Consider the following 12475-nt stretch of genomic DNA (forward strand, 5'->3'; position numbering starts at 1 on the left):
TAATACTGGAATGAAAGTTATGCCTATTCATATAAACAATATTTGTTTATCTAATGACTACTTCATCCTTGATTGTAATGAAGAAAAAAGTTTTAAAGGAACTTTATTTGCGAATCAGTTACATAGAAATAGTAGAAAGCATTTGTGGCAATATCTTATAAACTTCCTAAGTGCATCTCCTGATTTATTACAGAGTTACTTATTATTTTCACGTTCAGAAATAGTAAATAGAAAATCCAAAGTATGGCTACTCAAGAATAAAACATGGGAAGAAGAAGCATTAAAATTACTTATCAGTGATTATACTATTCCAAATAAGGGTGAGAATTATATTCTTGATAAAAATGTAATACATGGGTTCTTTTGGTTAAAATTTGATCTCCAGCGTCATTGTGATCTAATTGATACTTTAATATCTACTGACAGATATTACCTTGTAAACAGTAATCATGATATAACACAAGATTTGAGCTTACTTATATCTGAGGGTTGGAAATATGAAAGTCAAAGACCAATGCAAATGCCTGAACAAATTCTAGATTTTTTATATGCGAAAAAGGTATCTTCTACTTTAACTCTTGGACGTTTCGACGATCCTGAGAAAGATTTATTATTGGTAGAGCCAAAATATTAAGGCTACAGTCGAGACAGCTGATTATAATTCGCCCCACGCAGCAGTTAGTGTAGGGTGCGCCTAGCGCACCATTAAATATAGCTCACTCTAACCTATCAACAAAACTGAATGAAAATTCAAGATCATTGTCGCCCCAATCTACTAAGTAGTCACCTTGCTTCACATAACGATGAAAGCTTGAGTATGGCCACTCCGACACTTTACCAACCAATCCATGTTTAACAGGATTGAAATGTAGATAATCCATATGTCTTATAAAATCAACTTCATCCTTTATCTGATGCTCATAAAATCGCCGTTGCCAAATACCTCTTTCGTTTCTTTTAACTTTTGAACGGCTTAAATCATCTATTGGTAAATGATATTGCGGACAAGCTTGGGTGGTTAAGCGTTTGATCTGCGACCAACGCATACTATAATTGGCCTCGTCAGTAGGCATTCTCCAAATACAGTGTAGATGATCGGGTAGTTGCACCCATGCAATAATTTCAAAAGGATATTGTTGTTGTACCTGTTTGATACTTTTCTTAAATGCTTGTAAGAAGTCATCTTCGCACAGTATGTTTCTTCGATTGTATGACACCAAAGTAAAAAAGTAAGTAGCGCCTTTCGTGTGTGAGCGGATGTATTGTGACATTTGTATTTGCCGTATGAATTTTGATATTTTATCGGTGCGCAGGGCGCACCCTACAAATTAAACTATTCTTGCACCTCTCCATGCCCCTTCACATCACTTTTCTTACCATCTGGCTTAATTTCAATCGGCAATACTAGCCCTTTCGCAAAGTCATCTGACAGTACATAATCATAGCGACTGGCAGCGACATCAGGCGTGGTATGGATGACAAGCTTCATCTCTTTACTATCAATGATTTCATGTGAGGTATAGCTATCGCTAAGCTGATCGAGCAGCTTTGACAGCGCTTCATTGCTTGCCATACTTATCGTCAGATTGTGCTGCGCGGTGGCATTATCCACATCGAAATATTCCGCATAGTCGCGTACGTTTTGGCTATCGAGCGCAAACGGATATTTATAATTGGCAGGGTCAACAGCTTTTTCGCCGCTTGCGACCAATGACCAATCGATAGTATTAACTTTTGCCGCCTCAGATGTTGCTGCTGTTACAGAAGTTTTATCAGAACTATCAACGCTATCAGTGCTATTAGAATTGTCAGCGCTATTATCGCAGCCTGTTAGCGCCAACATACCCGCACTAGCCATTATCATCATACTTAATAAACGCTTTATCATTGAGTTATCCTCTTTATTTATGAGTCATAAGCTATTTTTATAGATGGGCTATTTTGACAGCTTTCAGCGTGCTTCTCTAGCTAAATGCTGCAAAAGGCTATTTCTTATTATTATCAAACGAGAGACAACTGGGATAAAAAAAACGTATTGGCAAGGATGTTTTTAAGCTTACAGCCATAAAAAAACAGCCACCGTTTGATGACTGTTTAATAATTATTATGCTTTAGTTTTAATGTCTATATCAGCTGCTTAGATTTGGCAGTTTACTTGGTATTCTTTACCGTCAGCCCATTTCATCGCAAAGATACCTTTGTCGCCTTTCATATGCCATGCATAGACGACTTCAGAGTTTGATTCGTTGACATAGCTTGCGGTATCACCTTGGACGCCACCATTTAGGATAATTGGCTGATTTGCCCAGTTCACTTTAGGCAACGTCGCGTCTAGCATGACTTGTTTTTTATTGATTGACTGTTTTGCCAAGATTTTGCTGCCATCAGTACAAGTATAAGGTGCTGGCGCCATACGGTCATAAGCGACATCGGTCACGCTTTCTGAAGCTGGGGTTTTATTTGGGGTAGTAGGCGCGGTAGTCGCACATGCGCTTAGTAGAGCAAGAGTAGGTAGGGCAACAGCGAATTTGGTTAATGTATTCATGGTTTTCTCCAAAATTATATAATTTATAATGTATTTATTTTTAACTAGGCGTTTTACCTATACTTTTTTAAACTATGCTTTTTGAACAATGTATTTTTTCACTATGCGTTAAGCATATAGCGCATATGTTATCGAAAAGGCTTTCCGCATAATGTTAGAAATTGTTTGTTACGTGTTCACTAAGTTACTAAAACACTGACTAATGTAACGCTGCACTTAACAGCCTTTGTAAAATAGCTAAGCTTAAATTAGTGAAGCGGCAAATATATAGCTATGGAAATAGGCGAAGAAGTCAGCCGACTTTTATCAAAAATATAAAATATCAAGAATATAAAAAAGCGCCTATCGACTGCTGAGCCGATAGGCGCTTTGGTTTGAGCTTAACTAAAAATTTCTAACTTATTTAGCAGCAATTACTAATAGCTATTTAACTGACAGCTATTTAATTTATTTAGTCTTACGCGGTGGCAGACCAGTATGCTGAGTTTGAAAGTTACCTTTGCTCACTTTCTTGGTATTCTTACCAGAAGTGTTTTTACCTGAGGCATTTTTTGCAGCGCTAGGACTATTATTGCTGCGTTTCACTGAGTCATTACCCAAGCGGCTGTTCTTTTTACGTGCCGATTGATAGCTGTCTTGCGCCGCATCGCGACCCTCTAAACTGGCATTAAATGGCGGAATTAAGCAGCCACGGTTTTTACCAATCAAGTCACTGCGTCCCATATCTTGCAGCGCTTTACGCAATAGTACCCAGTTTTTTGGATCATGATAGCGTAAGAAAGCTTTATGTAATTTACGTTGCTTGCCAGATTTGACGATATCCATGTCACCTTCGTCACGGCTGATTTTATGCAGCGGGTCTTTATGGGTATGATACATGGTGGTCGCGGTCGCCATCGGGCTTGGATAAAACGCCTGTACTTGGTCAGCGCGGTAGCCGTGGCTTTTTAGCCAAAGCGCAAGGTTCATCATATCTTCATCTTTGGTGCCGGGGTGGGCAGCGATAAAGTAAGGAATCAGATATTGCTCTTTGCCAGCCTCTTGGCTGTACTGCTCAAACATGGCTTTGAATTTATCATAATTGCCCATACCCGGCTTCATCATTTTTGATAAAACGTTCTCTTCTGAATGCTCAGGGGCAATCTTTAGGTAACCACCGACATGATGACTGACCAATTCTTTGACATATTCAGGGTCTTTAATCGCCAAGTCATAACGCAAACCTGAGGCGATAAGGATTTTCTTCACGCCTTTGATATCACGTGCTTTACGGTATAGCTGAGTCAAATTACTGTGATCGGTAATTAGGTTTTCGCAAACATCAGGATAGACGCAAGACGGCTTGCGGCAGTTTTTCTCAATCGTTTCATCTTTACAGTTCAGGCGATACATATTGGCCGTTGGACCACCAAGGTCAGAGATGACACCGGTAAAGTTCGGCGCAGTATCACGAATCGCTTCGACTTCACGCAAGATGGATTCTTCTGAGCGGTTTTGAATAATACGACCTTCATGCTCGGTAATCGAGCAGAACGTACAACCACCAAAACAGCCGCGCATGATATTGACTGAAAATTTAATCATGTCATAAGCAGGGATGCGCGCATCGCCATAGCTTGGATGCGGTAGGCGTGCATACGGCAAATCAAAGACGTAATCCATCTCTTCGGTTGAAAGCGGAATCGGTGGCGGATTGAGCCAAACGTCAATCGAGGTATGCGAATTACCGGCACCGCTACTATGACGCTGCACCAAAGCCCGCGCGTTACCGGGGTTGGTCTCAAGGTGTAAGATACGGCTGGCATGCGCATACAAAACAGGGTCAGATTTGACGTGTTCGTAATCCGGCAGACGAATAACGGTTTGCTCACGCGGCGGCATTTTAATTTTATGCTTACGCGCCGTCATCGGCTTATTAAAGCCGCGCATTTGTACCACTTGCGTCTCTTCGTCCACTTGCTCAGCATTCAATACTTTATTGGTCACAGGTTCTGCAACAAAGCCCTGATACTGCGCGGACATGCCTGTCATAGCTTGTCCGACCGGTGAGTCAGATGGCTTTTCTTGTTCAATTTTGCAGCTATCAACGTCTTCGGTCATCACGTATGGATTGATAATTGGATCGACGCGACCGACGGTATCGACATCATTACTGGCAACTTCGGTCATGCCTGCTTGCCAATGGCGACGAGTCGGGGTCAATAAATACGCTGTACCGCGCAGTTTGCTCATTTGCTCAAACGTATAGCCTTTTGAGAGACCATGTACCACATCGACGATGGCACGCTCAGCGTTACCATACAATAAGACATCGGCACGGGCGTCGATCAAAATACTGCGTCGGACTTTATCTGACCAATAGTCATAATGGGCGATACGGCGTAAGCTGCCCTCGATGCCACCTAAAATAATTGGCACATCAGGGTAAGCTTCACGGCAACGCTGGCTATAAACGATGGCTGCGCGGTCAGGGCGTTTGTCAGCCACGTTACCCGGCGAATACGCATCATCGCTACGGATTTTGCGGTCAGCGGTATATCGGTTAATCATGCTGTCCATGTTGCCAGCGGTCACGCCATACGCGTAAACCGGTTTACCAAGCTCCATAAAGGCGTCTTTGCTCTTCCAATCTGGCTGGGCAATGATACCGACACGAAAGCCTTGTGCTTCTAATAAGCGGCCGATAATCGCCATGCCAAAGCTTGGATGGTCGACATAGGCATCGCCTGAGATGATGATGACATCACAGGCATCCCAGCCCAAATCGTCCATCTCTTTGCGGCTCATCGGCAAATAAGGCGCAGGCTCGTAGCAGCTCGCCCAATGTTTGTCGTAGTCGTAAAGTGGTTTGGTGCCTTGTTTAAAGGCGGTACGGGCGATGGTATCGGCAGACATGAGCGGACCTGTTAATTAGAAAAATGGCACTAAAAAATAGCCGTTATTGTTATTCATTAACAACGGCTCATTTAAAAGCGCTCATTTTAACATGAATTACGCTCAGGATGTGAGTGCTGATTAGTACTAATAAGAAGATAAGTAATTGATAGTAGACAATAAAATTAAACACGTAGTAAAAACTGCGATATAGTAGACATTAATAATCCGCTTGATGAGGAAACATCATGCTTGCGATGCTGTTATTGGTATTTTTTATGCCGTTAATATCCATTATTCACTTGATAGCAGTGGTCAGTTTTCAAAGAAACAGCTTATATCGAAGTAAATCATTCACAGTCAAACATCTTTTAGTGGCGCTTTTTTCCCCAGTAGCTGGAATGGCGTTAATTACATTTGAGTATTTGATGAATTTGAGTAAAGGCGGTATTGATTTCGGCTCATTCTTATTAATTATATCGTTCTATGGGCTATTGGCTGTTATTTTTGCTGTGCCGTATTTGCTTTATTTAAGAGCGATTAAAAGCTAACCTTACTATTCATTTTTTAATCGCTATCAATCCAACAAAATCTTTGTCCCACTCTTCGTGAAATTCATCACAAACTGGCTTTTAAAACTACGCACATTGTTCTCGTAAGTCAGCAAATTACGCGTAAATTCATGATAGTCATTCATGTTTCTAGCATTAACCATCAACATAAAATCCGCATCGCCCGACACTTCATAACAGCTCATCACCCGTGGCTGATCATGCATTAAGCGCTCAAATCGATGCTGCATCGAGGTATTGGAGCGCGACATCTCTATCATTACCACCGCCGTAAGCCCGTAACCCACCTTATTTGGGTCAACGATAGCGACTTGTTTGGTAATTATTCCGTTATCTATCAATGCCTGAATGCGGCGCTGAGCCGTAGCGATAGAGACATGCACGCGTTCTGCCACCGTTTTTAACGGTAAGCTCGCATCGTCCTGTAGCAAATTTAAAATGGCTTTATCGGTATCGTCTAAAATATGGCTCATAGCATTTAGCTCTAAAAAATCATAATTATTTAAAATCTATTATAAATATTATCGTTATAAATTATGAATATAAGAAAATAGTCATAATTTAATCATAAAATAGATAGTTTTACTCACGAATATGTCTATATAGAGATAATTTCTCTTTATGCCACCGTAAAATACACCCTATCAATCCAAACCGGCAAGCAAAATAAAAAGCAGTTGGGTTATCTAACGTTTATTTATATTTACGGTGTTTACTATGTCTCACTCAACGCTATCTCATGTTTTTGCTAATACGCTAGAAAATACGGTTTCGCGTCTGCCATTGCCTGCGGTGTGGACAGCTGGCAGCAAACAACAGCGCACGCTAATTATGGGCGTGGCATTGGCGATATTATCAAATCTGTTGTTTGGTGTGCTTTATGCCTATAGCAGTTTTTTAGCGCCGTTATCTGGTACGCAAGTTTTTATCTGGCGGATGCTGGCAATGTGGGCCGCGCTAATCGGCTATCTTGTGACTAGTGGGCGCTTGGGTTTGCATATTAATAAGTTAAAAACACTCCAAACCGTTAAGCAGTGGGCTTGGTTATTATTGCCAACGCCGATATTTTTGAGTCAGTTTTGGCTGTTTATGTGGGCACCAGTAAATGGCCAAGGCGTACAAACGGCAATGGGTTATTTTCTGTTTCCACTGATGATGGTTATATTTGGATGTGTTCTTTTTGGTGAAAAATTAAGCCGTCTGCAATGGTTGGCGGTTGCATTTGCCGCTGTCGGTGTGGGCAGTGAGATTGTGCGCACCCAAAGCATATCGTGGGCGACGTTATGGGTTTGCGGCAGCTATCCTATTTATTATATTTTGCGCCGCTTGCAAGGTATTGGCGCGATTACTGGATTGTTGGTTGATTTGACCATCTTTGCACCTTTTGCTTTAGCTTATCTATGGTTATTCGCACCGAGCAGTTTAGAAATAGTTGGCGGTTCTGGCTTTTTTATCATGATGCTGGCAGGACTGGGCGTGCTTAGTGTGATTGCGATGAAAACCAATGTCGATGCCAGTCAAATGCTCCCCGTCAATGTCTACGGTATGATGAGTTATATAGAGCCCGCTTTATTATTTATCTTGGCCATTACGATATTGGGCAATCCCTTTGAATCAGCGATGATTTATAGCTATGGTTTGATATGGCTGGGTATAGCTTGCTTAATTGTGCATGGTATCCGTCAACTACGCCGCGCTCATAAGCAGTCGCAGTTTAATAAAATAGCCCAAACAATTTGAAAATAGATGCACTAAATTGATTTAATTTATTTGCCAAATAAAAAAGGACGATTCAACAGTATGCTGAATCGTCCTTTTTACATTAGATTAAAATCAATCGCTGATAGCGTCTTTTAATCTAAATGCTGTTTAAAGCCACGCTGCTTATCACGTTCCCAGTCGCGGTCTTTAAGGGTTTTACGTTTATCATGCTGTTTTTTACCTAAGGCTAAGGCAATTTGGCATTTCACCAAAGAGTTTTTCCAGTAGCAAGATAACGGCACACAAGCATAGCCTTTTTGATTGACCGCACCCATGAGTTTTTCGATTTCACGGCGATTGAGCAGCAGCTTACGGGTACGAATGCTATCAGGGCTCACATGCGTTGAGCTTGAGAGCAGCGGCTGAATATGGGCGCCAAACAAAAACGCCTCATTATTACGAAAGATAATATACGCTTCAGTAATGGTCATTTTACCGGCGCGAATGGCCTTCACTTCCCAACCTTGTAACGATAGACCTGCTTCAAACGTCTCTTCAATAAAATACTCATGACGAGCTTTTTTATTGGCGCAAATTTGATTGTCAGGTTTTTTTGATTTTTTTGACATAATTTCTCCATAAGGACTTTAATATATTGTTTTTGGATATCTTGTTCTCGTATCGCTTCAACATACAGTGTCCCGGTCTAACTATTCCTCATCCTAACCCTTTAATAGGGATTTTTTTTGTCATGCTGGTTTGTCATATCAAGCATGGCAAATCAAGCGGAGCAAAAGGGATGAGTCGAACCGACTATTGTAGCAAAGCAGACGGCGAAAAGGTAAATCGACTGTTAGGACAAATGTAGCAGATAAGTATTAAGTTTGAGTAAAATTTGCTAGCATATGGGGCATTACCATTAACCATATTAGTCCTGTTATGAGCCTTTCTGCTACTTCATCAAAACTGCATACTAAGATTTTATACCCTGGTACCTTCGATCCTATTACCAATGGTCATGTAGACTTGGTTAAACGGGCGACGAAACTGTTCGACGAGGTGGTCATCGCGGTTGCCTCAGGACATCATAAAAAGCCGTTGTTTGATTTTGAGGAGCGCGTTCATTTGGTCGAGACCGTATTTGCTGATTTACCGCAAGTGTCGGTGATTGGCTTTGAAGGTTTACTGGTCGACTTTATGCGCGAAAAGAACGCCACGGCGGTATTGCGCGGCTTGCGAGCCATGTCAGACTTTGAATACGAGTTTCAGCTTGCCAATATGAACCGCGAGCTTGATGAAAACTTTGAAGCGGTATTTTTAACGCCATCACAGAATTACTCGTTTATCTCATCGACGATGATTCGTGAAATCGCCAAGCTTGGCGGTGATGTGACCAAGTTTGTGCCACCATGCGTCTCAGAAGCCTTTATACAAAAACTCAGTAGTTAGTATTTAGCTGAATATTTACTAAGTTAAGTGCTTACTAAGTTGAGCGTTTACTAAATGAACTTTCGCTAAGTGAGCATTCAATATTGGCTGAATGTTAAAGATTGAGTTTAGTAGTAAACAACGAATGTACTCATTTATTATCAGCTGCTAGCAAATAAGGAGCAGTTTATGGCGTTATTAATTACCGATGAATGCATCAATTGTGATGTCTGCGAGCCTGCTTGCCCCAATGAAGCTATCTCAGAGGGCGATGATATCTATGTCATTGACCCTGATTTATGCACCGAATGCGTCGGTCACTTTGATGAGCCGCAATGCGTGGTCATCTGTCCGGTTGACTGCATTCCTCATGACCCAAACCATGTCGAAAATGAGAGTGATTTGCTCGCCAAATACAAACGCATTACCGGTCAGTAATGCGTTGCAGATTATGCTATCGATATACGAAAGTGTTAAACACTAGGAATAATATGACGAATACGGATATTCAACTTGCCATACGCTTTTTTAAAAATAAATGCTTGTCGTTTGAGAGCGTACTATGACTGTCAATACTGCTACCAGCGACTTCGACCAGCAACACCTTTGGCATCCTTATGCCAGTTTACCGCCCACCTATCCAAATATCGTTATTGACCATGCCGAAGGTATTTATATCGTCACTAAAGATGGCACACGCCTGATTGACGGTATGTCGTCATGGTGGGCGAGTGTACATGGCTATAATCACCCCAAGTTAAATGCAGCGATGATTGAGCAGTTGGGTAGGATGGCGCATGTGATGTTTGGCGGGTTAACCCATCAGCCAGCCATAGATTTGGGTAAAAAACTGCTTGCTATCGTTCCTGCTGGACTCGATGCGATATTTTATGCCGATAGCGGTAGCATTGCCGTCGAAGTGGCATTAAAAATGGCGCTGCAATATCAAATTGCTGCTCAGCAGCCGCAAAAGTGCCAGTTTGCCTCGACCCAGTCAGGCTATTATGGTGATACCTGGCACGCAATGAGTGTCTGCGATCCGCTTGCTGGCATGCATAGCCTGTATGGTAAACAATTGCCTTTGCAGCATTTCGTGCCTGCACCGCCCTTAGGGTTTGAGCGTGAGCTAACACAAAATGAGCGTGATGAATTAACGACATTTTTTGCTAAACATAGCCATCAGCTTGCTGGTTTTATTATTGAGCCTATTATTCAAGGCGCAGGCGGGATGCGCTTTTATAGTCCGGAATATCTGCAACTATTGCGCCAGCTGTGTGATGAGCATAACGTGCTGCTGATTGCTGATGAAATCGCGACAGGCTTTGGTCGTAGTGGCAAGCTGTTTGCTTGCGAACATGCCAATATTAGCCCTGATGTTATGACCATTGGTAAAGCGCTTACAGGTGGCTATATGACTTTTGCGGCGACTTTATGTACGCGCAAAGTCGCTGATACCATTCATGACAGTGCTTATCCGGCGCTCATGCATGGCCCAACTTTTATGGGTAATCCGCTAGCCTGTGCCGTTGCTTGTGCATCGATTGATTTAATTCTGTCCTACGATATCGAAGCGTGTACGGCAAATATGCACGCCGTGATGGAACAACAGCTCGCCCCTGCAGAGACATTAGATGGCGTTAAAGAAGTACGTTGTTTGGGCGCCGTTGCCGTGATTGAGCTAGAGACAGCCGTTGATATGCCAGTTTTCCAATCTTTGTTGATTGATAATGGTATTTGGGTGCGACCGTTTGGTAAATTGGTTTATATTATGCCACCTTACGTCATTACCGATGATGAGCTGGCGACGTTATGCCAAGCGCTACTAACCGTCGTCACTGCTTATTTGAATCAAACTTCTACCACCAATAGAGCCTCGCTATGAGAGTGCTATTTATCTCCGGTATTGATACCGATATTGGTAAAACCTATGCCACAGGCATGATAGCAAAAGCTCTGATGCAGCAAGGCATTAACGTCATCACTCAAAAGCTGGTACAAACAGGTGTTAGCGTCAATTGTGATACTGGTGAGATGAATATTGCCGATGATATTGTTACTCATCGTCAATTAATGGATATAGCGCTACAGCCTTGTGATTTTGACTTTACCACTTGTCCGTATCGTTATGAGAAGCCAGCGTCGCCGCATTTGGCAGTGAAAATTGCCAAGTCCGTTTTAGACCCTGACGTCATCACTAAGTCTACGCAGCAATTACAAAAAAACTACGATGTGGTGCTGTTAGAGGGCGCAGGTGGCTTGCTTGTACCCATAACCGAGCAGCTATTAACCTTAGATTATATTGCCACTCAAGGTTATCCGGTTATTCTAGTCACATCAGGTCGGCTTGGTAGTATCAATCACACCTTGCTGAGTTTAGAGGCGATTAACGCGCGTGGCTTAACGGTACATAGCGTCATTTATAACCATATTCATGACAGTGCTGCCCAGACGGATAAGCAAATAGCTAATAGCACGATTGATTATTTAAAAAACCACTTAGCGCAAGATTATCCAAATGCCCATTGGTTACAGCTGTCACGCCAAGCTAAAAATAAATTTGAAGAAGAAATAAATGGTGATTTAATATTACCGCAGCATTTTATTGAAGCCATTATTTGAATTATTTGGTATAAACTCAAAATAAGCACAAAAGACATTCCCACGCAGCCTTTAGGTTTGCTATACTAGCGCGCTTGGTAGACTAGACGATCGCCGCTGCACACTGGCAACAGATGCGCAGGGGAGGAAAGTCCGGGCTACATAGGGCAGCGTGCCAGCTAACGGCTGGGCAGGGTAACTTGACGACCAGTGCAGCAGAGAGTAGACCGCCTTTAGTGTCGCAAGACATTATCGGTAAGGGTGAAAGGGTGCGGTAAGAGCGCACCGCGTGGCTGGCAACAGTTCACGGCATGGTAAACTCCACGCGTAGCAAGACCAAATAGGCATCGGCATGGCGCGGCCCGCGTTCGATGCGGGTAGGTTGCTTGAGCGTATCAGCGATGATACGCCTAGAGGAATGATCGTCCACGACAGAACCCGGCTTATCGGTCTACCAACTTTTTTTATTGTTCGTTTTTATCGTTAGTATTATGTATATTTGCCATTAATTTGAATTAAATTCCTATTTTTTGCAAAAAAACGATAATTAGGGGTTGACGATAGTCATCTCTATCGGTATTATACCGAGCCTTAAATGGCGATGTAGCTCAGCTGGTTAGAGCGCATGACTCATAATCGTGAGGTCAAGAGTTCAAGTCTCTTCATCGCCACCATTTATAGTAAGACTAGCAGTATTAAAAATGCCAATCATTCTGTGATTGGTTTTTTTTTGCCTGATTTTTGCCAAGTGGCGTCT

At 42.3% G+C, this 12475-nt stretch carries 13 protein-coding genes, 1 tRNA gene and 1 other RNA gene; 9 read left to right on the forward strand and 6 right to left on the reverse strand.

Annotation, left to right across the window (positions count from 1 at the left end):
- The first annotated feature begins 19 nt into the window (after positions 1-19).
- On the forward strand, positions 20-634 hold the full coding sequence (locus PG901_RS09615; protein WP_201624748.1) for a hypothetical protein: 615 nt from the start codon (positions 20-22) through the stop codon (positions 632-634).
- Between the two features lie 82 nt (positions 635-716).
- Here the strand turns inward: PG901_RS09615 and PG901_RS09620 are convergent, their stop codons facing one another.
- The 4 genes from PG901_RS09620 to PG901_RS09635 form a co-directional block, all read right to left on the reverse strand.
- Positions 717-1271, reverse strand: coding sequence for an REP-associated tyrosine transposase (locus tag PG901_RS09620; RefSeq protein ID WP_201624749.1), 555 nt, complete (start codon positions 1269-1271; stop codon positions 717-719).
- 62 nt (positions 1272-1333) lie between these two features.
- Positions 1334-1888 (reverse strand): hypothetical protein, encoded by a 555-nt coding sequence (locus tag PG901_RS09625; protein ID WP_201624750.1) that lies wholly within the window; start codon positions 1886-1888, stop codon positions 1334-1336.
- A gap of 249 nt (positions 1889-2137) precedes the next feature.
- Entirely contained in the window at positions 2138-2545 is a 408-nt protein-coding gene (locus PG901_RS09630; protein ID WP_201562257.1) for a hypothetical protein, read from the reverse strand.
- A 447-nt stretch (positions 2546-2992) separates the two neighbouring features.
- Positions 2993-5440: a YgiQ family radical SAM protein gene (locus PG901_RS09635; protein ID WP_201624751.1), complete on the reverse strand. Its 2448-nt coding sequence runs from the start codon at positions 5438-5440 to the stop codon at positions 2993-2995.
- 227 nt (positions 5441-5667) lie between these two features.
- Here PG901_RS09635 and PG901_RS09640 point away from each other — a divergent pair, with 227 nt between their 5' ends.
- Positions 5668-5970, forward strand: coding sequence for a hypothetical protein (locus tag PG901_RS09640; RefSeq protein WP_201624752.1), 303 nt, complete (start codon positions 5668-5670; stop codon positions 5968-5970).
- Between the two features lie 26 nt (positions 5971-5996).
- Here the strand turns inward: PG901_RS09640 and PG901_RS09645 are convergent, their stop codons facing one another.
- The gene (locus PG901_RS09645) at positions 5997-6464 is read right to left on the reverse strand and encodes an Lrp/AsnC family transcriptional regulator (RefSeq protein ID WP_201624753.1); all 468 of its coding nucleotides are present in this window, start codon (positions 6462-6464) and stop codon (positions 5997-5999) included.
- 244 nt (positions 6465-6708) lie between these two features.
- On the opposite strand from PG901_RS09645, the gene rarD reads away from it, so the two are divergent.
- A complete protein-coding gene (gene rarD, locus PG901_RS09650) occupies positions 6709-7731 on the forward strand; it encodes an EamA family transporter RarD (RefSeq protein WP_271134323.1) in 1023 nt (340 codons plus the stop codon).
- 113 nt (positions 7732-7844) lie between these two features.
- Here rarD and smpB read toward each other — a convergent pair whose 3' ends face one another.
- A complete protein-coding gene (smpB, locus tag PG901_RS09655; protein ID WP_201562247.1) occupies positions 7845-8321 on the reverse strand; it encodes an SsrA-binding protein SmpB in 477 nt (158 codons plus the stop codon).
- A 310-nt stretch (positions 8322-8631) separates the two neighbouring features.
- On the opposite strand from smpB, the gene coaD reads away from it, so the two are divergent.
- From coaD to PG901_RS09685, 6 genes are all read left to right on the forward strand, one after another.
- The gene (gene coaD / locus PG901_RS09660; RefSeq protein ID WP_201562245.1) at positions 8632-9141 is read left to right on the forward strand and encodes a pantetheine-phosphate adenylyltransferase; all 510 of its coding nucleotides are present in this window, start codon (positions 8632-8634) and stop codon (positions 9139-9141) included.
- Positions 9142-9309: 168 nt separating this feature from the next.
- Complete coding sequence (locus PG901_RS09665; protein ID WP_201562243.1) at positions 9310-9558, forward strand: YfhL family 4Fe-4S dicluster ferredoxin; 249 nt, start codon at positions 9310-9312, stop codon at positions 9556-9558.
- A gap of 124 nt (positions 9559-9682) precedes the next feature.
- The gene (bioA, locus tag PG901_RS09670; protein ID WP_201625081.1) at positions 9683-11002 is read left to right on the forward strand and encodes an adenosylmethionine--8-amino-7-oxononanoate transaminase; all 1320 of its coding nucleotides are present in this window, start codon (positions 9683-9685) and stop codon (positions 11000-11002) included.
- A complete protein-coding gene (gene bioD, locus PG901_RS09675) occupies positions 10999-11739 on the forward strand; it encodes a dethiobiotin synthase (protein WP_201625080.1) in 741 nt (246 codons plus the stop codon). The genes bioA and bioD overlap by 4 nt, the downstream gene beginning before the upstream one ends.
- A 74-nt stretch (positions 11740-11813) precedes the next feature.
- Positions 11814-12180: RNase P RNA component class A (gene rnpB, locus PG901_RS09680), an RNA gene on the forward strand.
- Between the two features lie 135 nt (positions 12181-12315).
- A tRNA-Met gene (locus PG901_RS09685) sits at positions 12316-12392 on the forward strand.
- The last annotated feature ends 83 nt before the right edge of the window (positions 12393-12475 follow it).

It is taken from the genome of Psychrobacter sp. ANT_H3, from assembly GCF_027919975.1.
Lineage (GTDB): Bacteria > Pseudomonadota > Gammaproteobacteria > Pseudomonadales > Moraxellaceae > Psychrobacter > Psychrobacter maritimus.

What these genes read in the sequence shown, in the direction of transcription:
- PG901_RS09625 (WP_201624750.1), bottom strand. Translation starts at nt 1,888, where the DNA reads ATGATAAAGCGTTTATTAAGTATGATGATAATGGCTAGTGCGGGTATG.
- PG901_RS09615 (WP_201624748.1), top strand. Translation starts at nt 20, where the DNA reads ATGCCTATTCATATAAACAATATTTGTTTATCTAATGACTACTTCATC.
- PG901_RS09620 (WP_201624749.1), bottom strand. Translation starts at nt 1,271, where the DNA reads ATGTCACAATACATCCGCTCACACACGAAAGGCGCTACTTACTTTTTT.
- PG901_RS09630 (WP_201562257.1), bottom strand. Translation starts at nt 2,545, where the DNA reads ATGAATACATTAACCAAATTCGCTGTTGCCCTACCTACTCTTGCTCTA.
- smpB (WP_201562247.1), bottom strand. Translation starts at nt 8,321, where the DNA reads ATGTCAAAAAAATCAAAAAAACCTGACAATCAAATTTGCGCCAATAAA.
- PG901_RS09645 (WP_201624753.1), bottom strand. Translation starts at nt 6,464, where the DNA reads ATGAGCCATATTTTAGACGATACCGATAAAGCCATTTTAAATTTGCTA.
- bioD (WP_201625080.1), top strand. Translation starts at nt 10,999, where the DNA reads ATGAGAGTGCTATTTATCTCCGGTATTGATACCGATATTGGTAAAACC.
- PG901_RS09640 (WP_201624752.1), top strand. Translation starts at nt 5,668, where the DNA reads ATGCTTGCGATGCTGTTATTGGTATTTTTTATGCCGTTAATATCCATT.
- coaD (WP_201562245.1), top strand. Translation starts at nt 8,632, where the DNA reads ATGAGCCTTTCTGCTACTTCATCAAAACTGCATACTAAGATTTTATAC.
- rarD (WP_271134323.1), top strand. Translation starts at nt 6,709, where the DNA reads ATGTCTCACTCAACGCTATCTCATGTTTTTGCTAATACGCTAGAAAAT.
- PG901_RS09635 (WP_201624751.1), bottom strand. Translation starts at nt 5,440, where the DNA reads ATGTCTGCCGATACCATCGCCCGTACCGCCTTTAAACAAGGCACCAAA.
- bioA (WP_201625081.1), top strand. Translation starts at nt 9,683, where the DNA reads ATGACTGTCAATACTGCTACCAGCGACTTCGACCAGCAACACCTTTGG.
- PG901_RS09665 (WP_201562243.1), top strand. Translation starts at nt 9,310, where the DNA reads ATGGCGTTATTAATTACCGATGAATGCATCAATTGTGATGTCTGCGAG.